At 66.5% G+C, this 19,189-nt stretch carries 20 protein-coding genes; 10 read left to right on the top strand and 10 right to left on the bottom strand.

All coding sequences use genetic code 11. The features are described from left to right. Positions 1–6 precede the first annotated feature (6 nt). A complete protein-coding gene (locus VGV41_RS17245) occupies positions 7–1,047 on the top strand; it encodes a glutamine synthetase beta-grasp domain-containing protein (RefSeq protein WP_326865187.1) in 1,041 nt (346 codons plus the stop codon). Positions 1,048–1,135: 88 nt separating this feature from the next. On the opposite strand, the gene VGV41_RS17240 is transcribed toward VGV41_RS17245, so the two are convergent. The 6 genes from VGV41_RS17240 to VGV41_RS17215 all read right to left on the bottom strand — a co-directional run bounded on the left by VGV41_RS17240 (position 1,136) and on the right by VGV41_RS17215 (position 5,858). Further along, entirely contained in the window at positions 1,136–2,377 is a 1,242-nt protein-coding gene (locus VGV41_RS17240) for a GGDEF domain-containing protein (protein ID WP_326865186.1), read from the bottom strand. Between the two features lie 133 nt (positions 2,378–2,510). Further along, positions 2,511–3,734 carry a GGDEF domain-containing protein gene (locus VGV41_RS17235; RefSeq protein WP_326865185.1) on the bottom strand — a complete coding sequence of 408 codons (1,224 nt, stop codon included), beginning with the start codon at positions 3,732–3,734 and terminating at the stop codon, positions 2,511–2,513. Between the two features lie 196 nt (positions 3,735–3,930). Continuing rightward, entirely contained in the window at positions 3,931–4,407 is a 477-nt protein-coding gene (rpsI, locus tag VGV41_RS17230) for a 30S ribosomal protein S9 (protein WP_326865184.1), read from the bottom strand. 2 nt (positions 4,408–4,409) lie between these two features. Further along, positions 4,410–4,874, bottom strand: coding sequence for a 50S ribosomal protein L13 (gene rplM / locus VGV41_RS17225; protein WP_326865183.1), 465 nt, complete (start codon positions 4,872–4,874; stop codon positions 4,410–4,412). 169 nt (positions 4,875–5,043) lie between these two features. Further along, a complete protein-coding gene (locus VGV41_RS17220; RefSeq protein WP_326865182.1) occupies positions 5,044–5,478 on the bottom strand; it encodes a PaaI family thioesterase in 435 nt (144 codons plus the stop codon). Positions 5,479–5,540: 62 nt separating this feature from the next. Next, positions 5,541–5,858, bottom strand: coding sequence for a DUF3175 domain-containing protein (locus VGV41_RS17215; protein ID WP_326865181.1), 318 nt, complete (start codon positions 5,856–5,858; stop codon positions 5,541–5,543). An 86-nt stretch (positions 5,859–5,944) separates the two neighbouring features. Between VGV41_RS17215 and VGV41_RS17210 the strand changes: the two genes are divergently transcribed. The 6 genes from VGV41_RS17210 to VGV41_RS17185 all read left to right on the top strand — a co-directional run bounded on the left by VGV41_RS17210 (position 5,945) and on the right by VGV41_RS17185 (position 10,499). Next, positions 5,945–6,751 (top strand): enoyl-CoA hydratase, encoded by an 807-nt coding sequence (locus VGV41_RS17210; protein WP_326865180.1) that lies wholly within the window; start codon positions 5,945–5,947, stop codon positions 6,749–6,751. 106 nt (positions 6,752–6,857) lie between these two features. Next, entirely contained in the window at positions 6,858–7,082 is a 225-nt protein-coding gene (locus tag VGV41_RS17205; protein WP_326865179.1) for a cysteine rich repeat-containing protein, read from the top strand. Between the two features lie 84 nt (positions 7,083–7,166). Beyond that, a complete protein-coding gene (locus tag VGV41_RS17200) occupies positions 7,167–7,784 on the top strand; it encodes a pyridoxamine 5'-phosphate oxidase family protein (protein ID WP_326865178.1) in 618 nt (205 codons plus the stop codon). Next, positions 7,781–8,323: a CoA-binding protein gene (locus VGV41_RS17195; protein ID WP_326865177.1), complete on the top strand. Its 543-nt coding sequence runs from the start codon at positions 7,781–7,783 to the stop codon at positions 8,321–8,323. The genes VGV41_RS17200 and VGV41_RS17195 overlap by 4 nt, the downstream gene beginning before the upstream one ends. Before the next feature lie 149 nt (positions 8,324–8,472). After that, positions 8,473–9,756, top strand: a complete 1,284-nt coding sequence (locus tag VGV41_RS17190) for an O-acetylhomoserine aminocarboxypropyltransferase (RefSeq protein ID WP_326865176.1) — start codon at positions 8,473–8,475, stop codon at positions 9,754–9,756. Then, positions 9,753–10,499 carry a M15 family metallopeptidase gene (locus tag VGV41_RS17185; protein ID WP_326865175.1) on the top strand — a complete coding sequence of 249 codons (747 nt, stop codon included), beginning with the start codon at positions 9,753–9,755 and terminating at the stop codon, positions 10,497–10,499. The genes VGV41_RS17190 and VGV41_RS17185 overlap by 4 nt, the downstream gene beginning before the upstream one ends. Here VGV41_RS17185 and VGV41_RS17180 read toward each other — a convergent pair whose 3' ends face one another. Both VGV41_RS17180 and VGV41_RS17175 read right to left on the bottom strand, forming a co-directional pair. Then, a complete protein-coding gene (locus tag VGV41_RS17180) occupies positions 10,500–11,252 on the bottom strand; it encodes an enoyl-CoA hydratase/isomerase family protein (protein ID WP_326865174.1) in 753 nt (250 codons plus the stop codon). Then, entirely contained in the window at positions 11,249–12,319 is a 1,071-nt protein-coding gene (locus VGV41_RS17175; protein ID WP_326865173.1) for a COX15/CtaA family protein, read from the bottom strand. The genes VGV41_RS17180 and VGV41_RS17175 overlap by 4 nt, the downstream gene beginning before the upstream one ends. Before the next feature lie 83 nt (positions 12,320–12,402). Here VGV41_RS17175 and VGV41_RS17170 point away from each other — a divergent pair, with 83 nt between their 5' ends. Next, positions 12,403–12,615: a DUF2842 domain-containing protein gene (locus tag VGV41_RS17170; RefSeq protein ID WP_326865172.1), complete on the top strand. Its 213-nt coding sequence runs from the start codon at positions 12,403–12,405 to the stop codon at positions 12,613–12,615. A 567-nt stretch (positions 12,616–13,182) separates the two neighbouring features. Here VGV41_RS17170 and VGV41_RS17165 read toward each other — a convergent pair. Next, positions 13,183–14,235 (bottom strand): polysaccharide deacetylase family protein, encoded by a 1,053-nt coding sequence (locus VGV41_RS17165; protein WP_326865171.1) that lies wholly within the window; start codon positions 14,233–14,235, stop codon positions 13,183–13,185. 105 nt (positions 14,236–14,340) lie between these two features. Between VGV41_RS17165 and VGV41_RS17160 the strand changes: the two genes are divergently transcribed. Further along, entirely contained in the window at positions 14,341–15,546 is a 1,206-nt protein-coding gene (locus tag VGV41_RS17160; protein WP_326865170.1) for a GNAT family N-acetyltransferase, read from the top strand. A gap of 5 nt (positions 15,547–15,551) precedes the next feature. Here the strand turns inward: VGV41_RS17160 and VGV41_RS17155 are convergent, their stop codons facing one another. Further along, on the bottom strand, positions 15,552–17,783 hold the full coding sequence (locus tag VGV41_RS17155) for an exopolysaccharide transport family protein (protein ID WP_326865169.1): 2,232 nt from the start codon (positions 17,781–17,783) through the stop codon (positions 15,552–15,554). 164 nt (positions 17,784–17,947) lie between these two features. Between VGV41_RS17155 and VGV41_RS17150 the strand changes: the two genes are divergently transcribed. Continuing rightward, complete coding sequence (locus tag VGV41_RS17150; protein ID WP_326865168.1) at positions 17,948–19,093, top strand: glycosyltransferase; 1,146 nt, start codon at positions 17,948–17,950, stop codon at positions 19,091–19,093. Positions 19,094–19,189 lie beyond the last annotated feature (96 nt).

Here is a 19,189-nt window from a genome sequence, read left to right as displayed (position 1 = left end):
AATCGCATGACGAAGTATAAGCTCGAGTATATTTGGCTCGACGGATACACGCCGGTACCGAACCTGCGTGGCAAGACGCAGATCAAGGAATTCGATTCCTTCCCTGCCCTCGACCAGCTTCCGCTGTGGGGCTTCGACGGTTCTTCGACGATGCAGGCCGAAGGCCACTCGTCGGACTGCGTCCTCAAGCCGGTCGCGGTGTTTCCGGACGGCGCGCGCAAGAACGGCGCGCTGGTCATGTGCGAAGTCATGATGCCGGACGGCAAGACTCCGCATCCGTCGAACAAGCGCGCCACTATCCTCGATGACGAAGCCGCCTGGTTCGGCTTCGAACAGGAGTATTTCTTCTACAAGGACGGCCGCCCGCTCGGCTTCCCCGAGCACGGCTATCCGGCGCCGCAGGGCCCCTACTACACCGGCGTCGGCTTCAAGAACGTCGGCGCGGTCGCCCGCGAGATCGTTGAGAAGCACCTCGAGCTCTGCCTCGAGGCCGGCATCAACCATGAGGGCATCAACGCCGAAGTGGCGAAGGGCCAGTGGGAATTCCAGATCTTCGGCAAGGGTTCGAGGACCGCGGCCGACCAGATGTGGATCGCCCGCTACATCATGATGCGCCTGTGCGAGTCCTACGGCATCGACATCGAGTGGCACTGCAAGCCGCTCGGCGATACCGACTGGAACGGCTCCGGCATGCACTCGAACTTCTCTACCAAGTTTATGCGCGAAGTCGGCGGCAAGGACTATTTCGAAGCCCTGATGAAGCAGTTCGAGAAGAACATCGACGCCCACATCGCCGTCTACGGTCCGGACAACCACATGCGCCTGACCGGCAAGCACGAGACGGCGCCGTGGAACAAGTTCAGCTACGGCGTGGCTGACCGTGGCGCTTCGATCCGCGTGCCGCACTCCTTCGTCAACAATGGCTACAAGGGCTATCTGGAAGATCGCCGCCCGAACTCCATGGGGGACCCCTACCAGATCGCATCGCAGATCCTGAAGACGATCTCGGAAGTGTCGACCGCCGGTAAAGCCAGCGCGGCCGCCTGATCCGTCCTCCGAAACAACGCTCCCAAGCGTTCGCACTGGGCGCCCCCGCAACGGGGCGCCTTTTTCATTCGGCCCGGTGCCAGGATGTTCAGAGCGACGGGGCCGGCGCCGTCTGCCGCGCGGCCGGCGCTCGCCGCCGCGCGGCGTCCGAAAGCGCGGCCGGCGCGTGTGCAACGTCCGGCGCGGCGCAGATGCGGTTGCGGCCGCCGCGCTTGGCTTCGTAGAGGGCCTCATCGGCGCGATTGAGGAGCGCGTCGATGTCGACCACCGGCTCGGTCGCGGTGGCGGCGCCGATGCTGACGGTGCCGCCCAAAACATGTCCCCCGATCATGAATCCGGCCGCCTCGAAACCGGCGCGGATGCGTTCGGCGATCCTGGCGGTCGTTTCCATGTTGCCGGCGACGATGGCCGCGAACTCCTCGCCGCCGAGCCGACCCATGATGTCGCTCGCGCGCATGCTGGTGCCCAGCACCTGCGCGAAGACCTTGAGCGCCTCATCGCCGGTGGCGTGACCGAACCGGTCATTGATCGACTTGAAGTGGTCGAGATCGAACATCATCAGGGTGACCGGCTGGCCCTTGCGCGCCTGCAACGCGCACAAAGTCGTGGCGTCCTGCAGGAAGGCGCGCCGGTTCGGCAGGCCGGTAAGGTGATCGGTGGTCGCGGCGCGACGATAGACATAGACGTGATGGTCCTTGACCATCAGCATCATGATGAAGGCGGTGCCGACCGCATAGATCATCGTCTCGAGGGCGAAGACCGTCAGCCACTGGGCCGCGACCTGGTCGGGCATGAAGGCCTGCATCGCCAGCGGCATCAGGAAGATCGCCGCGTGCAGCGACGGCACGACGATCGCCGCGGTGCGCGAGAACAGCGACTTGCGCCGCTCGCGCCAGAGCTCGAAGGCGATGACGAAGGTGTAGGCGGCGACCAGCGCGGCGCCGAGCCCCATGCGGGCGTCGCTTCCTTCTGCAACGCCGGGCAGATCGCACAGCACCGGCCAGGCGATGGCCCCGGCAAAGGCGACGAGTGGCTTGAGGGTGCGGCCGTGAAACAGGCGGATGCCACTCCAGACCACGCCGCACGCGAGCAACGTCATCGCCTCGGGCACTTCCGGCGGGATGTGGAAGCGCGGCGCTGGGGCGAGCCACAGCGCCACCGACGAGGCACCGATCAGATAGGCCGAGCCCCACCAGGCGAGCGATGGGACGTTACGGTCCTGCACCCAGGAGATCACCAGAAAGACGCCCAGCAGCCCCGCGAGAGCGATGGACACGAAGGCGAGCGTCGGGACGTCGAGAGACAGAGCAGGCGTCGGGCCGGCGATCATAGCTCCTCCGCATCGCCGGATTCGAGGCCGTGGCGAGCGGTGACATGTTAGGCATGAGGAATGGGCGAAAGCTTTCGCAGCTTCGTCCGCTTCGACGAAACACTGCCGCGAATTGGAATCAAACGCGGCGCGCTCAGGCGCCGACGGCGCGGCGCTCGGGCCCGATGAAACCGTCACGCCCGACCGACGCCGCCGGCTCGGGATTGGGCGCGCCGGCATATTCCACGCGGTTGCGCCCGTTCGCCTTGGCGCGGTAGAGCGCGCGATCCGCCGCCGCCAGCAGGTCTTCGATATCGTCGCCGGCGTCGTCCGCGATCGCCACGCCGATGCTCACCGTGGACAACACGCCGAGCCCGCTGCGCGCGGCCGCCGCCGCGAAGGTGAGGCGGATGCGTTGCGCGACGTCAATGACATCGCCACCGTCGCCGACGCGCATCAGCGCGCCGAACTCCTCGCCGCCGATGCGGCCGAACAGCGCGCCGTGGCCGAGCGTGCGCGCGGCTTCGCGGGCGAAGAGCTTGATGACGGCGTCGCCGGTCGCGTGTCCGTTGGCGTCGTTGATCGCCTTGAAGTGATCGAGGTCGAACAGCATCACGCCGAGGCGCTCGCCGGCGCTGGTCTGCGCCCCGATCTGCTCGGCGCCGGCGAGGAAGGCGCGCCGGTTGGCCACGCCGCTCAACGGATCGACCAGCGAGGCCATCTTGTGCTGCAGCTCGGTGCGCTCCTTGCTCATGTTGAGCAGCAAGAAGGCGAGGATGATCGTGAACATCAAGGTGCCGAAGGCGAGCGCCGGAAACAGCGCGCTGCCGAGGACATCGGTCGATGTCGCGATCTGCGGCATGAGCACCGTCGCGGGGATCCGCGCCAGCATCGCCGTCGCGTAGCCGAGCAGCGTCAGCACCGTCGGCCAGCGCGACAGCAGCGGCTCGCCGCGGCCACGCCAGAGCTCGCGCGCGGTCAGGACGCTCAGCGTGGCGGCGAGCACAGAACAGAGCATCGTGCGCGCGTTGATGTCGCGGCCGACGACAGGCAGCAGACAGGCGGCGAACCAGAGCGTGGGAACCGCGACGATGTGTGCGAGGCGAACCGTGCGGCGGTCGAACAGCCGCGCTCCCGTCCAGATCAGCGACATGCCGGCGAGCACGAGCGCATTGGCGCATTCGATCGACAGCCAGTCCGGCACGCGGTCGCGCACGATCACCAGGCCGAGACCCGTTGCGCCAAGGAGAAAGGAGAGGCCCCAGACCGTGGGCGCGCGCATGGCGCGGTTCTGGGTGCCGGCGAACAGCAACAGGCCGCCCAGCAATGCGGTGACGAAGACCGTCACCACCGCGAGTGTCGGAATGTCCAGCCGCATCGAATTACCGCGCTCCCCGACTCGGGGTCCGGTCACCAGCGATGAGTGATCCCCGGGCGCGACCATGGTGCCGCAGGCATTGCGGTCGGGTAAAAATTTCCCGCGCAATGCCGCGCACCGCGCGATAACGATGTGGACAACAAAAAAAGGGCGCGCCGCGGGGGCGCGCCCTTTTTAATCGCGAACGAAGCGAGGTTTAGCGCTTCGAGAACTGGAACGAACGGCGGGCCTTGGCGCGGCCGTACTTCTTGCGCTCGACCACGCGCGAGTCGCGGGTGAGGAAGCCGCCGCGCTTGAGTGCGCCGCGCAGTTCCGGCTCGAAATAAGTGAGCGCCTTGGCAAGACCGTGGCGCACCGCGCCGGCCTGGCCCGACAGCCCGCCGCCGGAGACGGTGCAGACGATGTCGTACTGGCCGTTGCGGCCGGCGGCGACGAGCGGCTGCTGGATCAGCATGCGCAGCACGGGACGAGCGAAGAACACCTCGACCGTCCTGGTATTGACAGTGATCTTGCCGGAGCCCGGCTTGATCCACACGCGCGCAACCGCATTCTTGCGCTTGCCGGTCGCATAGGCGCGGCCCTGCGCATCGACCTTCTTCTCATATTTGGGGCCTTCCGGGGCGGCGGTCTTGAGACCCGCCAAACCTTCCAGCGACTGTACGGTCTCGGCCACGATCAGGCACTCCTCACGTTCTTGCGGTTCATGGCCGCGACATCGAGCTTCGCCGGCTTCTGCGCCTCGTGCGGATGCTCGGCACCCGGATAGACGCGCAGATTGCCGAGCTGCACGCGGCCGAGCGGGCCGCGCGGGAGCATACGCTCAACGGCCTTCTCGACGATGCGCTCGGGGAAGCGACCCTCGAAGATCGCCTTCGCGGTGCGCTCCTTGATGCCACCGATAAAGCCGGTGTGATGGTAGTAAACCTTCTGCTCGCGCTTGCGACCGGTGAACACGGCCTTCGAAGCGTTGACGACGATGACGTTGTCGCCGTCGTCGACGTGCGGCGTGTAGGTCGGCTTGTGTTTGCCGCGCAGGTGCATCGCGACGATAGATGCAAGACGGCCGACGACGAGCCCGGTGGCGTCGATCGTGACCCACTTCTTCTCGATGTCGGCGGCCTTCGCCGAATAGGTCTTCATGACAGATCCTTGGGAATAGGCGGGCGCGATCAGCGCGCTCCGAAGGTGCCGCTGTGTAACGGAGCATTCCGCTGCGGTCAACGGCTTTCACTGGCGTAATATCAGTATAATTCAATAGCTTACTAGAATGGTATTTTGACACCTGTTATTGGTTCTATATTACCATCGCTTAATTGCTATTGGATGGGATGGAATAAGTCGAGGTGACGTGCGCCACCGGCTCGTCCTGCCCGTCCGAATAGATGGCCACCTCACCCACGGCCAACCTCTTGCCGACCTTGAGCAATTTCGCCTCCGCGATCAGATCGGCGGGCGCCGGCTTACGCAGGAAGTTGATATTGAGATTGGTGGTCACCGCGAGCGGTTGCCGCCCGATTGCCGAAAAGACCGCGACGTACATGGCGAAATCAGCCAGTTCCATCATTGTCGGGCCGGAGATGGTGCCGCCGGGGCGGACGTAGTCCTCGTGGAAATGCCGCCGGACACGCACGCTGCCATAGTCGACCCGCTCGAGGGTCAACCCGCAGCCCTCATAGAAAGCCTGCGGGAACTCCTGGTGCAGCAGGTCGGCGATCTGGTCCGCATTCAGCGCCGGCGCCTTCATCGTCACCCCCGTCGCCGGCAGGAGGCCGGCCCCGCTCCGTCATAGGCGGGCGCGGCGGGCCGTCAACCTTTGCGCTCGCGGCCGTAGAGGGCGCGCAATTCGTCCTTGGCCTTCTCGAGCTTGGCCTTGCGGGTCTTCGACAGGCCCTTGCCGGCGCGGTTGATGTAGAAGGTCAGCATCGACATGGCCGAGCGGTACGGGTCCGATTTGCGGCGGCGGCTGTGCTCGGCCGAGCGCTTCAGCGAAGCGGCAACGGCTTTCGGCGACTTCTTCTTGAACACGCCCTCTTTCAGCGTCAGCGCATCACTGGTGTCGGTGACGCGCTGTGACCAGCGGCGGGTGCGGCGGGCGGACGTCTTCTTGCGGCGGCGTTTGGCCATGATCCTCTCCTCGCAGCGGAAACGTGAGGGCAAGGATCGCGTTCCCGACACTTGCGCGACAGCATGAGCCGTCTATCGTTTGTGCCATGAACAAGCCTGCCGACATCCCCGTCCTGCTGCACGAGCGCAAAGGCGACATTGCCGTGCTCGTGCTCAACCGGCCGCAGCCGCGCAACAGCCTGTCGGAAAGCCTGCTGAAGACGCTGTCCGCCGCGCTGAGCGAGATCAAAAACGACGGCAGCGTGCGCGCTGTCGTGCTCGCCGCAAACGGTCTGGCCTTCTGCGCTGGCCACGACCTCAAGGAATTGGCGGCACGCCGCAGCGACGCCGACGGCGGCCGCGCCTTCTTCCGCCACATCATGACGACCTGCAGCGACATGATGCAGCAGATCGTCGCGCTCCCGCAGCCGGTGATCGCCTGCGTGCAGGGCGCGGCAAGCGCCGCCGGCTGCCAGCTTGTCGCGAGCTGCGATCTCGCGGTCGCCTCGACCGCCGCCATGTTTGCCACGCCGGGCGTCGACATCGGCCTGTTCTGCTCAACGCCGATGGTGGCGCTGTCGCGTAACGTCGCGCGCAAGCACGCGATGGAGATGTTGCTCACCGGCGACCTGGTGCCGGCGGAGCGCGCCGCGGCGATCGGCCTCGTCAACCGCGTGGTGCCGGCCGGCGAGGAACGCAACGCGGCGATGACGCTCGCGCGGCAGATCGCGTCGAAGTCGTCCTACACGCTGAAGGTCGGCAAGGAGGCGTTCTACCGCCAGCTCGAACTGCCTTTGGTGGAGGCTTACGCCTACGCGTCCGAGGTGATGACCGAGAACATGATGGCGCGCGACGCCGAGGAAGGCATCTGCGCATTCATCGAAAAACGTGATGCCAAATGGGAGGATCGTTGATGGACCGGACCGCCTGATCCGCCCAAATTTCTCCAATTGCGCACTGCCGGCAGATCCGGTGTCTTTGGCATCAATCGAATCGATGCTTCATATCACGGGGACGACCATGATCCGCACCACCCTCACCGCGCTCGCTTTCGGCGCACTGACCTTTGCCGCCGCGCAGGCGCAGGACTTCACCGCCGCGCAACGCGCCGCCTGCAAGGTCGACTACGACGCTTTCTGCAAGGGCACCATGCCGGGCGGCGGCCGCGTCCTCGCCTGCCTGGCGAAGCACGACGGCAAGCTCTCGGCCGCCTGCAAGAAAGTCGTCGCCGAAGCGAAGAAATAATCGCACGCGCTTGAGCGGCTCTTTGCGGGCCTTTCCCCAAGCCCTATGTTCGGCGGGCATTTCTCCCCGCTGGACATGAGCCCCATGAACAATGCCTCCATTGTGTTCACGCCGGCCGCGCAGAAGGCGCAGGCCGAGCGCGGTTCGGCGCGCGCCTACGCCGCGCGCGTCGCCGAGGGCTTTCCGGACACGGTGACGCCGGAGCTCGCGAAGTTCATCGCCGAGCAGGACACCGTCTTCCTCGGTACGGCCAGCGCCGACGGCGCGCCCTACATCCAGCACCGCGGTGGCCCGCCCGGCTTCATCAAGGTCATCGACGAGAAGACGCTCGGCTTTGCCGACTATCGCGGCAACCGGCAATACATCACGCTCGCCAACCTGTCCGAGAACGACCGCGCCTATCTCTTCCTGCTCGACCCGGCGCGCAAGCAGCGCATCAAGATCTGGGGCCGCGCCCGCGTGATCGAGAATGACGTCGCGCTGGTCGAAAAGTTGTTCGACGCCGGCTACAAGGCGAAGCCGGAACGGGCAATCCTGTTCACCATCGAGGCATGGGACGTCAACTGCTCGCAGCACATCGTCACGCGCTACACCGAGGCGCAACTCGAGGCAGGTTTTGCCGACGTCCGCCGGCACATTGCCGCACTCGAGGCCGAGAATGCGACGCTGCGGGCGCAACTCGCGCAAGTTCAGACGCAATGAACCACGACAGTTATCCCGACAGCTACATCCGCGGCATCCTCAACACGGTGAAGACCGTGGCCATGGTCGGCTTCTCGCCGAAGGAGAACCGGCCGAGCTATTTCGTGTTCAAGTACCTGCTCGAGCGCGGCTACCGCGTCATCCCGGTCAATCCGGGTCAGGCCGGAAAGGAAGTACTCGGACAAAAGGTCTACGCCTCGCTGTCCGACATCCCCGTGCCGATCGACATGGTCGATATCTTCCGCGCCACGGAGAATGTGCCACCGATCGTCGACGAGGCACTGACGCTCACGCCCAAACCGCAGGTGATCTGGATGCAACTCACCGTGCGCAACGATGAGGCGGCGAAACGCGCCGAGGATGCCGGCCTGAAAGTCGTGATGAACCGCTGCCCGAAGATCGAATACGGCCGGCTGTCGAGCGAGATCTCCTGGATCGGCGTCAACTCCCGGACATTGTCGTCGAAGCGGCCGCAGTCGCTGGGCAAGGGCGTGCAGAAGATGCGCCTCGGTGACGACGACCGCGGCGACGCGCAGTAGTCCCCGCCGGGAGAATAGATCCTCTCCTATTCCCGGCTGCGCCATAGTCCTTTCTTGCGCGCTGTGCCCGCTTGACCTTGCTCGGCGGGCCCCGTTCAATCCACGTCAACACTGCGGCATGCGCCGCATGCGACGGAGCGAGGATCACCATGGCGGACGGCGAACGCATTCCGGGATTTGACACGCTGGCGATCCATGCCGGCGCCAAGCCCGACCCCACGACCGGCGCGCGCATCACGCCGATCTACCAGACGGCGTCCTACGTGTTCGACGACGTCGACCATGCCGCGGCGCTGTTCGGCCTGCAGACCTTCGGCAACATCTACACGCGCATCGGCAATCCGACCTGCGCCGTACTCGAGGAACGCATCGCCGCGCTCGAAGGCGGCACCGCAGGCCTCGCCGTCGCCTCCGGCCACGCCGCGCAGGTGCTGGTCATGCACAGCTTGATGATGCCGGGCGACGAGTTCGTCGCCTCCAAGAAGCTCTATGGCGGTTCGATCAACCAGTTCAACCACGCGTACAAGAACTTCAACTGGAACGTAGTCTGGGCCGATCCGGACGACCTCTCGAGCTTCGAAAAGGCGATCACGCCGAAGACCAAAGCGATCTTCATCGAGTCAATCGCCAACCCGGGCGGCGTCATCACCGACATCGAGGCCATCGCCAATATCGCACGCAAGGCCGGCGTGCCGCTCATCGTCGACAACACTTTGGCCACGCCGTACCTGTGCAAGCCGATCGACTACGGCGCCGACGTGATCGTGCATTCGCTCACCAAGTTCCTCTGCGGCCACGGCAACTCGATCGGCGGCATGATCGTCGATGGCGGCACCTTCAACTGGTCGCGCGACAAGAAGTATCCGATGCTGTGCGAGCCGCGGCCGGAATATTCCGGCATGGTGCTGCACGAGACCTTCGGCAATTTCGCTTTCGCCATCGCCTGCCGCGTGCTCGGTCTGCGCGACCTCGGGCCGGCGCTGTCGCCGTTCAACGCCTTCCTCATCCTCACCGGCACCGAGACGCTGGGCTTACGCATGCAGCGGCACTGCGACAATACGCTGGCGGTCGCCGAATGGCTATCGCAGCGGCCGGAGGTGGCGTGGGTGAGCTATCCGGGCCTGCCCAGCGACAGGTATCATGCGCTGGCGAAGAAATACGCGCCGAAGGGCGCCGGCGCGGTGTTCACGTTCGGGCTGAAGGGCGGCTACGACGCCGGCGTGAAGCTCGTGTCGAACGTGAAGCTGTTCTCGCATCTCGCCAATATCGGCGACACGCGCTCGCTGATCATCCATCCCGCTTCGACCACGCACAAGCAGCTCTCCGACGCGCAGAAGGTGCAGGCCGGCGCCGGCCCGGACGTGGTGCGGCTGTCGGTCGGGCTCGAGGACAAGGCCGACATCATCGCCGATCTGGAACAGGCGCTGACGTGAGGGCCGCGCGGCCGGCGCTGGCCGTCGCGCTGGCGCTCGTCACCGGCGCGGCGGCGGCGCAACCGCTGCCGGCGGGCTTCGTGCATCTGCGCGACGTCGACCCGACCATCGCGCAGGACATGCGCTACGCGACCGCGAACAATTTCACCGGCCATTCCCTGCCCGGCTACGACGCCGGCGCGTGCATCCTGCAGCGCGCGGCGGCGCTGGCCTTGAAGCGCGCGCAGGCCGATCTGGCCAAAGAGAACCTGTCGCTGAAGGTCTACGACTGCTACCGACCGACGCGCGCGGTCGCCGCGATGGCACGCTGGGCCGCCGATCCGCACGCGACGCCGGACACCCGGCGCTTCTATCCGGGCTTGCGCAAGGGCCGCCTGTTCGCGCTCGGCTACATCGCGTCGCACTCGGCGCATTCGCGCGGCGTCGCCGTCGACCTGACGCTGGTGCCGCAGGGAGCACAGCATGCGGCGGCCTTCGACGCGAGCGCGCGTTATGGCTCCTGCGCCGGCCCGGCGTCGGAGCGGGCGCCGGACGACAGTCTCGACATGGGCACGAGCTTCGATTGTTTCAGCACGAAGAGTTACACCCGCGCCGGCGGGCTGACTGTGGAGCAACGTCAACGTCGCGACCGGTTGGTCCGGGCGATGGCCCGCCACGGGTTCGTCAACTACAAGCGCGAATGGTGGCACTTCTCGTATCCCGCCGCCGATCCGCGGCGGGAATATGATTTTCCGGTGCGCTGACTACCTCGTCAGATGCTGCGCGACGTAAGCGCGCAGACGCGCGAGCGTGTCGTCGGCGCACCACAGATCGGTCACCGCCGCTTCGGTGGCCTCGCCCGTGGCGGCATAGCGCTCGGCGACCGGCGCGCGGATCTGCGACTTGGTCTCGGCGAAGGCGGCAGGCGAAATCGTCGCAAGTTCCTTGGCCACCGCAACGGCATCCTCGAGCAGCTCTTCCGGTTCGGCGATCTCGTCGACCCAGCCGCATTCGAGCGCGTCGTCGGTCATGTAGGTGGCGCCGCTATAGGCAAACTCGGCGAGATACTCGGCCGGCACCGACGCGCGCAGGATTTCGAAGGCGAGCGCCGGAAACGGCACACCGACCAGGAGCTCGGTGACGCCGATGCGGCCGCATTCGTGGCCCATGATGCGGCGGTCGGCGCAGCAAGCGAGGATGGCGCCGCCGGCGACCGCGTGGCCGTTGATGGCCGCGACGACGGGCTTCGGGTGGAAATAGATTTCCGCGTAGAGGCGGTGCAGCGCCGGCAGGAAGACGCGCACATAACCGGCGCCGTCGGCGCTGACGCGCTTCAAGTCGACGCCGGCGGAGAAGATCGAGCCGGCGCCGGTGAGCACGATCGCCTCGGCGCCCTCGCCGCGCAATTCGGCAAAGCGCGCGGTGAGCGCCTCGCAGAATTCGATGTCGAGCGCATTGGCGCGACCGTGCTGCATGCGCAGGACGGCGACGCCGTCGACCGTTTCGAGCTCGATCATGCGCCCTGCTCCACCGGCACCGCGCGCGGCACGCGGCCAACCTCATGATGCGACAGTCGCTCGGCGTGTGCGATTGTCGCGGTGAACACGACGATGGCGAACATCTGGTGCGTCAGCGCCAGCGGCAGCGCCACCTGATAGAGCAGCGTGACGATACCGAGCGTCGCCTGCAACGTGACCAGAATCGCCACGGTCAACGCACCGGCGACGCCGCGGCGCGACGTCCACGCGTCGAGCGCGTGCAGCACCGCGATGCCCCAGATCGTATAGGCGACCATGCGATGATCGAACTGCACCGTCAGTGTATTTTCGAAGAAGTTCCGCCACGCCGGCGTCATGTGCAGGAGACTGTCGAGCGCGGGAATGAACGATCCGTCGATCGTCGGCCATGTGTTGTAGACGAGCCCGGCGCCGGAACCGGCGACCAGCGCGCCGAGATAGATTTGCAGCAGCACCAGCAGCATGAGCACGGCCGCGGTGGCGCGCAGCCGCGCCGGCATCGGCGGCGCCTGCGGCCGCAATTGCTGCGCCGTCCACAAAATGGCGGCAAAGATGGCGCAGGCCAGCGTCAGATGAAACGCGAGCCGGTATTGCGACACGCTGACGCGGTCGCTGCCGGCAAGTCCCGACGACACCATCCACCACCCGACCACGCCGAGCGCGGCGCCGCCGGCGAAGATGCCCCACAGCCGCCATTGCAGGTGCTTCGGGATCATGCCGCGCCAGAGGAAGACCAGGAACGGCAGCAGAAACACCATGCCGACCGTGCGCGCCAAGAGCCGGTGCGTCCATTCCCAAAAATAGATCACTTTGAACTGGTTGAGGGTCATGCCCTCGTTGAGTTCGCGGTACTGCGGGATCTGCTTGTAGCCGTCGAACTCCGCCTGCCATGCCTGCTGCGTCAAAGGCGGCACCACGCCGGTGACCGGCTTCCATTCGGTGATCGACAGGCCGCTTTCCGTGAGCCGCGTCGCGCCGCCGACGATCAGCGTCAGGAAGATCATGGCGGCGGCGGCAAGGAGCCAAAGCCGCACCGGACGCAGGCGGGACAGAGACAAGTCAGACATCGCTCGACTTCGGCTTGCAGGAGACGCCGCGGACCATATAGTCCGCTCCGCCGCCCGGCAAATGGCGGTAGTGAAAGGCCGCCATGAGAATCCGCACCCGCAAATTCATCGGCACGATCGCGCTTCTTGCGCTGGTGACCGTGTGGGGGCTCGTCGCCATGGCGCTCGCCCAATCGGTGCTGCTCAATATCAACGGATTTGTGGCGGCGCTCTATTATGTCGTCGCTGGCCTCGGCTGGGTGCTGCCGGCCATGCCGCTGATCGCCTGGATGTCGCGGCCGGACGCGCCGCAGTAACGGGCGCGGACAAGATCGCCGTTTTTCGTCTCCCCTATTCAACTGTCAAACAGCTTGCGCGCGGCGGGCCTGCCCGCTTTGCGCCACGCATGACGGATCGCCCGTGTTGTTTGAACGGCCCCGGGTGAGCCGGCCTTCCTCTTTCCCCTCGACATAAGCCGAGGGCGTGGCGCGCCGATGAGGCGCGTCATTGGTAGCCTGAGCCGCATGTCTCTCTCGAAACATGCGGGCGCCTCTCGGCGCGCCACAGCGGTGTCAGTACGGCGTACGGGCCACGCTTTCGAGAACGTGGACCAGCCACGCCTGTCAGCCAGCTCCTGGCGGCAGGTCCTAGTGCCTGCGAGTGGAGCCCCGTCGCCGCCCGGGGACGGGGATGCGTATTCCCTCGTCCGCGGGCACCGCATCCGCTCCCGTCAATCGAGACGCCTCGCGACGACGCCCCCGGCCGGAACGGACATAGGAATAATAGGCACACGAGCTAGGACTGGTCAATAGTCCTAATTAAAAGAATCTATGCTGCGGTGCCGTTGGCGCCCGGCCATGACAATTGCGAGTCAGGCGACGGGTCTACGCCGCGTTGACGCGGCGGAAGCCGTTCCAGAACGCCGTGCCGGCGCCGGACATCAGCACCTTCAGATAGCGCTGCTGCTGGAACTCGCCGTTCACGGAGATGCGCGGCAGCGCCATCAGGTGCTCGCGGTGCACGCGGAACAGGACGCCGGGTCGCGTCGTCACCGCGGTCTTGAAGCCGAGCTCGGCGGCGATGCGAAATTCGCGCGGGCCGGCCGAGGTCGGATCGCCGACCGGATAGGAAAGATGCTCGGGCCGCACGCCGAGCGCGGCGTGCAGCACGGCGCGGCTCTGCTCCATCTCGGCGCGCACCGCGGCATCGTCCTTCACCTTCTTCAGCATCGGATGGTTCACGGTGTGCGCGCCGATGGTGCACAACGGATCGGCGGCCATCTGCGACAGCTCATCCCAGTCCATGCACAATTCGCGGCAGAGCGCGGCCATGTCGACCTTGTAGCAGGCGCAGAGATCGCGCACCGTGCGGCGCACCTCATCGTCGCTCTTCATGCTGCGCAGATAGCCGTAAAGCCCATCATAGAGCTCGCGCTTGGCGCTCACGCTCCTGCATTCGAAGAAACGCTGCTCGCCATTGATCGTCATGCCGATCTGATCGTTCTGCGCGATCACGGCCTCGAGCCCAAGCCACCACAACTCGCCGAGCCGGTCCGGGAAGCTGGTCGGGATATAGAGCGCGAACGGCGCCTCGTACTGCTTCAGCAGCGGCCAGGCCCAGCGCATCACGTCCTTGTAGCCGTCGTCGAAGGTGATGCAGACGAAGCGGCGCTTGAAATCTCCGGCAACGAAGCGGCGATGCATCTCGTCGAGCGAGATGATGTCGAGCTTGCGGCGCTTGAGCCGGCGCAGCAGCCCCTCGAAGAAGACGGGGCTGACTTCCAAAAGCCGGTTCGGCTGGAAGGCATCCGGACGCGGCGGGCGCACGTGATGCAATGTCAAAATGCAGCCCACGCCGCCGAACACGGGCCGCATCAGATGATGCATGCCGCTGATGTAGAGCGTCTCGAGCCCGGTCCGGATGATGGTTTTCTTCACGCCCTGTCCCCTGGCCCGGCCTGTCGACCGAAAGCGATATATTATTCCAACCGTTTATTGATGAATCTTTGCGAACCTGTGACCGTTTCCGGGGGTCATTTACCGATGAATGTCGTTGCCCTGCGCGCATTTCCGGAGGAAACGCGCCCTGCACCCATCGATTGCCACGTCGATGAGGTCGCCGTTTTCGATAATTTCGCCGCTGCCGAGGCGCCATGGCGCGCTTTGGAAGCGACCAATTGCACCCTCGCGACCCCGTATCAGGGTTACGATTTCCTGAATCACTGGCAGGCTCATCTCGGCGCCGCGGCCGGAATCCGCCCGGCCATCGTCGCCGGCTTCAACCAGTCGGGCCGCCCCCTCTTCCTCTGGCCGCTCGGATTGCGCCGGCTCGCCGGCCTGCGCGTCCTCGAATTCCTCGGCGGCAAGCACGCGAACTTCAACATGGGCCTGTGGCAGCGCGATGTCGCCGCCGCGATCGATGCGCCGGAATTGCGCTTCATTACCAGGCGGCTGGCCGAGCACGCCGACCTGATGATGCTCACCGCGCAGCCGCTCACCTGGGGCGGCACGACCAATCCGATGGCGCAGTTGCGGCACCAACGCTCCCCCAATCACGGTTTCAGCGGCGCGCTGATCCCCGACTTCGAGGCCTTGATCCGCGTCCGCACCAATTCGGCCACGCGCAAGAAGATGCGCAAGAAAGAGCGCGGCCTCGCCGACATGGGCGAGGTCCGCTTCGAACGTGCGACAGGCGCGCGGCAGGTGCACCGCGTGCTCGACGCCTTCTTCAAGCAGAAGAGCGCGCGCATGCGCCAGCTCGGCCTGCCCGACGTGTTCGCGGCGCCCGGCGTGCGCCGTTTCATCGAGGCTGCGGTCGAGTCCAAGGACGGACGCACGGCGCCGATCGAGCTCTATGCGCTCTCGGTCGACGACATGGTGGTGGCGACCATGGGCGGCATCGCCGCGCGTGGCCGCTTCTGCGCCATGTTCAATTCCATCCAGCCCGGCCGCTACGCGGCGGAAAGCCCGGGCGAACAGCTGATCGTGCGGCTCGTGCGTACTTGCTGCGAGCGCGGGCTCGACACGTTCGACCTCGGCGTCGGCCAGTCGCGCTACAAGCATCTGTTCTGCGAGGATGCCGAGCCGCTGTTCGACAGCTATCTGCCGCTGACCGGCGCCGGACAGCTGCCGGCGCTCGCCTTCAGCGCCGCCGCCGCGGGAAAACGCGCCTTGAAGCAGCATCCTGCTTTGTGGTCGGCCGTGCGCACGGTGCGCCGGATGCGCGGCCGCCTGGCGCCGGCGATCTGACGCTCTCAGGCCGCGACCGGCTGCTGCACGCCCGCGAGCAGCATCACATCGCCGAATCCGGCATGCATCAGGCGCTCGCGCACGGCGCGCGTGCCCGGGTTCGCCGGGTCGGAGGCAACCAGTACGGCGCGCTGCGCCATCGGCGCAAACCGCTCCACCTGCACCTCGTCCGCAGCGCCGATATCGAGCACGACGTGCTCGTAGCTCTGCCCCAGCGCCTCGACGATCGCCGGCAGCATCGGCGAGGCGGCCAGCGCCATGGCGTTACCGCCGACATTGCCGGTGGCGATCAGGTGAACGTTCGAATACTGGTCGCGCGTGATGACGTCGCCGAACGAGGCCGCGCCGGCGACGAGTTCGGCGATGCCGGGCGCGTTCGAGTCGGTGGAGATCACGGACAGATTTGGCGCGCCGAAGGCGAGATCGACCAGCACGACATTGGCCTCGCGCGCGAGCGTGCGCGCCAAGGTGATCGCCGCGTAGGTCGTGCCGACATTGCGCGCGCCGCCGATAACGGTGACGCGGCGTCCGAACTCGCCGCTCTGGCGCAGGTTGCGCGCGATCTGGTCGATATTCGACACCGGCAGCGGCACGATAGACGGCTGAGCGGCAAAGCCAGCCGCCATCGCCGGCATCAGCGGCGGCGCCGCGACGCGCGGCATCAGCGGCGTATCGGGCGCCAATGCGGGCGGCGCCATCGCCACGCGCGGCTCATAGCCCGGCGCAGCGTAAGCGGTTGGCGCGTAAGCGCCATAGGGATAGGCGGCAGGCGCGACCGCTTCGCCGCCCGGCGAACCGAGCAGCGCGCCGGTCACGATGAAACCCGTCGACAGGGCAAACCCGGCGAAGGCGGCGATCAGCACGCTCGGCAGTTTCTTCGGATAGGCCGGCTGCAGCGCCGGCGTGGCGCGCGAGATGATGCGCGCCTCGGGCGGCGCGGCGTTGATGCTGTCGCGCGCCGTCGCCTCGCGATACTTGACGAGATACGACTCGAGCAGGTCGCGCTCGGTCTTGGCCTCGCGCTCGAGCGCGCGCAGTTGCACGTCCTGCTCGTTCGACTGCGACGCGGACTTCTTGACCTGATCGAGGCTGGCGCGGAGCTGGGCGACGCGGTCGCCGGCGAGCTTGGCGTCGTTCTCGAACTGGCGCGCCAGGCGCTCGCCCTCGCTGCGGATCTGACGATCCACTTCGGCGATCTGCGCCTTCAGCTCCTTGATGCGCGGATGCTGGTCGAGCAAGGTCGTCGACTGCTCGGCGAGCGCCGAGCGCAAGGCGATACGCTGTTCGACGAGGCGGCGCATCGAATCCGAATTGGCGATGTCGGATGAATCGATCGATGCGCCGGACCGGATCATCTGGCGCAACTGGGTCGCCCGCGCCTCCAGATCGGCCTGCTGGCCGCGCGCGGTCGCGATCTGCGCATTCAGGTCGGTGAGTTGCTGGCTGGGCAGCGAGGTGTTGTTGCTGCCGAAGAACAGGCTGGTGCGCGCGCGGTAGTCCTCGACCTTGGCCTCCGCGTCGGCGACGCGCTTTCGCATCTTGGTGATCTCGCCGGCCAGCCAGTCGCCGGCGGCGCGGGTCTGGTCCTGCTTCGACACCTGCTGCATGTGCAGATAGGTGTCGGCGATGTTGTTGGCGACAGCCGCGGCAAGATCGGCATTGGCCGACGAGAAATCGATGGTAATGACGCGCGACTTGTCGACCGAGGAAACATTGAGCCGGTCGTAATAGGCCTCGAGCGTGCGCTCCTCCTTGGTCATCTCGGTTGGCGAGCGGCCGATGCCGAGGAGCCCGAGGATCGTGCGCAACGGCGTCAGGCCGCCGCGCGAGGGGTCGAATTCGGGATTGTCGGCGAGATTCTGGTTCTTCACGACCTGACGGGCGAGATCGCGCGAGGAAACGACCTGGATCTGGCTCGTCACCGCTTCCGGGTCGATCGTGGTGCGGTCGATCTGCTTGTCGGCGTCGGCGCGCAGGAACACGTTTTCCCGCGAATCGAGCAGGATCCGCGCCTCGGAGCGGTAGCGCGGCGTGATCATGTTGACGATGACGAAGGCAGCGCCCGCCGCGCACGCGGTCACCGTCAGGATGCGCATTCTCTTTTGCCAGAGAATGCGGCCAAGACTGCGCATATCCGGCTCGCCGGTCGGCGCGAATACGGCCGGCGCCCGCACCGGCTGCACGGGCGGCGGCGGGACCGGCTTGGGTTCGGCTTTGGCTTTCTTGCGGAAGAACATCGCTACTCCAGCGCACACACTGCGGCAGTGCAGCGATCAGACCCGATTATGGTTGCTTCCTCGTTAATCCGCCGCCGCTTTCGGATCGCGGTCAGTTTTCGTTAACCAGCCACCCACCTATTCGCGGTAGCAACAGGTGCGATCCGGGGTTCGGCTCGAATGACATGGCCAGCGAGGCGCAGCGGCTGATGCGCCCCCTCAACATCCTGCACGTGCTCAGAACGCCTGTGGGCGGGCTGTTTCGCCACGTTCTCGACGTGACGCGGGGGCAGATCGCACGCGGGCACAAGGTCGGCCTCGTCATGGATTCGAGCACCGGCGGCGCGGCGGCCGATGCCGTCCTGAGGGAACTCGAGCCCGCGCTGGCGCTCGGCCTCACCCGATTTCCGATGCGCCGGGGCCCCGGTTTGGGCGACCTTCTCGCCGTCACGCAGGTGATGCGGCGAATCGCTGCGCGCGAGGCCGACGTCGTGCACGGCCACGGCGCCAAGGGCGGGGCCTATGCCCGCTTCGCCTGCTCACGCCGCGCGCTGCGCGTCTACACGCCGCACGGCGGCAGCCTCCATTACAGCCGCGACAGCCTCGCCGGCCGTCTCTATCTCGGCGCCGAACGGCTGCTGCTGCCGCGCACCGATCTGCTGATCTGCGAGAGCCGCTACAGCGCCGACATGTTCCGCGCCAAGATCGGCGCGCCGAGAGGCCTCGTGCGCATCGTCCACAACGGCGTCGCGCCGGGCGAGTTCGAGCCGGTTGCGGCGGCGGCCGATGCGACCGACCTGCTGTTCGTCGGCGAATTGCGCCTGCTCAAGGGCGTCGACGTGCTGATCGAGGCCGTCGCGCGGCTTGCCGCCGAAGGCCGCCGCGTGACCGCGACCCTGGTCGGCGGCGGTCCGGACCGCGACCGTTTTGAACGGCAGGTGGAGACCCTCGGGCTGCGCGACTTGATCCGCCTGCCCGGGGCCATGCCGGCGCGACAAGCCTTCGCCCTCGGCCGCGTGCTGGTCGTACCGTCGCGTGCGGAGTCGCTACCCTATGTCGTGCTGGAGGCCGCCGCCGCCGGCAAGCCCGTGATTGCCACGCGGGTTGGCGGCATCGCCGAGATCTTCGGCCCCGCCGCCGGCCGGCTGGTTGCGGCGGATGACGCCCCAGCGCTTGCGGCCGCGATCGCGCAGGCGCTCGACCGGGCCAACGGGACCGCCGCGGCCGCCGCCGCGCTGCGGACACGCGTCGCGCAGGAGTTCAGCCTCGACGTGATGGTTAACGGCGTGCTCGCCGCTTACGACGAGGCGCGCGCGGCGCGCGCCCGTTAACGCGCTTTCGCGCGTTGCGATAAGCCTTTCTTGACGGTCATTGCCTAAAAGTTTCCACGCTGATTTGAGCTCGGCGCTGCAATTCCGCCGGGGCAG

The organism is Pseudolabrys sp. (assembly GCF_035943735.1).
GTDB lineage: Bacteria > Pseudomonadota > Alphaproteobacteria > Rhizobiales > Xanthobacteraceae > Pseudolabrys.
The sequence above is the reverse complement of the archived record's forward strand: the minus strand, read 5'-3'. Positions and strand labels throughout refer to the sequence as shown.

Coding starts and splice junctions, on each gene's coding strand:
- VGV41_RS17220 (WP_326865182.1), bottom strand. CDS start 5,478: ATGAAGGCGCCGGCGCTGAATGCGGACCAGATCGCCGACCTGCTGCAC.
- VGV41_RS17200 (WP_326865178.1), top strand. CDS start 7,167: ATGAACAATGCCTCCATTGTGTTCACGCCGGCCGCGCAGAAGGCGCAG.
- VGV41_RS17160 (WP_326865170.1), top strand. CDS start 14,341: ATGAATGTCGTTGCCCTGCGCGCATTTCCGGAGGAAACGCGCCCTGCA.
- VGV41_RS17205 (WP_326865179.1), top strand. CDS start 6,858: ATGATCCGCACCACCCTCACCGCGCTCGCTTTCGGCGCACTGACCTTT.
- VGV41_RS17180 (WP_326865174.1), bottom strand. CDS start 11,252: ATGATCGAGCTCGAAACGGTCGACGGCGTCGCCGTCCTGCGCATGCAG.
- VGV41_RS17240 (WP_326865186.1), bottom strand. CDS start 2,377: ATGATCGCCGGCCCGACGCCTGCTCTGTCTCTCGACGTCCCGACGCTC.
- VGV41_RS17235 (WP_326865185.1), bottom strand. CDS start 3,734: ATGCGGCTGGACATTCCGACACTCGCGGTGGTGACGGTCTTCGTCACC.
- VGV41_RS17170 (WP_326865172.1), top strand. CDS start 12,403: ATGAGAATCCGCACCCGCAAATTCATCGGCACGATCGCGCTTCTTGCG.
- VGV41_RS17210 (WP_326865180.1), top strand. CDS start 5,945: ATGAACAAGCCTGCCGACATCCCCGTCCTGCTGCACGAGCGCAAAGGC.
- VGV41_RS17175 (WP_326865173.1), bottom strand. CDS start 12,319: ATGTCTGACTTGTCTCTGTCCCGCCTGCGTCCGGTGCGGCTTTGGCTC.
- VGV41_RS17215 (WP_326865181.1), bottom strand. CDS start 5,858: ATGGCCAAACGCCGCCGCAAGAAGACGTCCGCCCGCCGCACCCGCCGC.
- rplM (WP_326865183.1), bottom strand. CDS start 4,874: ATGAAGACCTATTCGGCGAAGGCCGCCGACATCGAGAAGAAGTGGGTC.
- VGV41_RS17245 (WP_326865187.1), top strand. CDS start 7: ATGACGAAGTATAAGCTCGAGTATATTTGGCTCGACGGATACACGCCG.
- VGV41_RS17190 (WP_326865176.1), top strand. CDS start 8,473: ATGGCGGACGGCGAACGCATTCCGGGATTTGACACGCTGGCGATCCAT.
- VGV41_RS17150 (WP_326865168.1), top strand. CDS start 17,948: ATGGCCAGCGAGGCGCAGCGGCTGATGCGCCCCCTCAACATCCTGCAC.
- VGV41_RS17195 (WP_326865177.1), top strand. CDS start 7,781: ATGAACCACGACAGTTATCCCGACAGCTACATCCGCGGCATCCTCAAC.
- VGV41_RS17155 (WP_326865169.1), bottom strand. CDS start 17,783: ATGTTCTTCCGCAAGAAAGCCAAAGCCGAACCCAAGCCGGTCCCGCCG.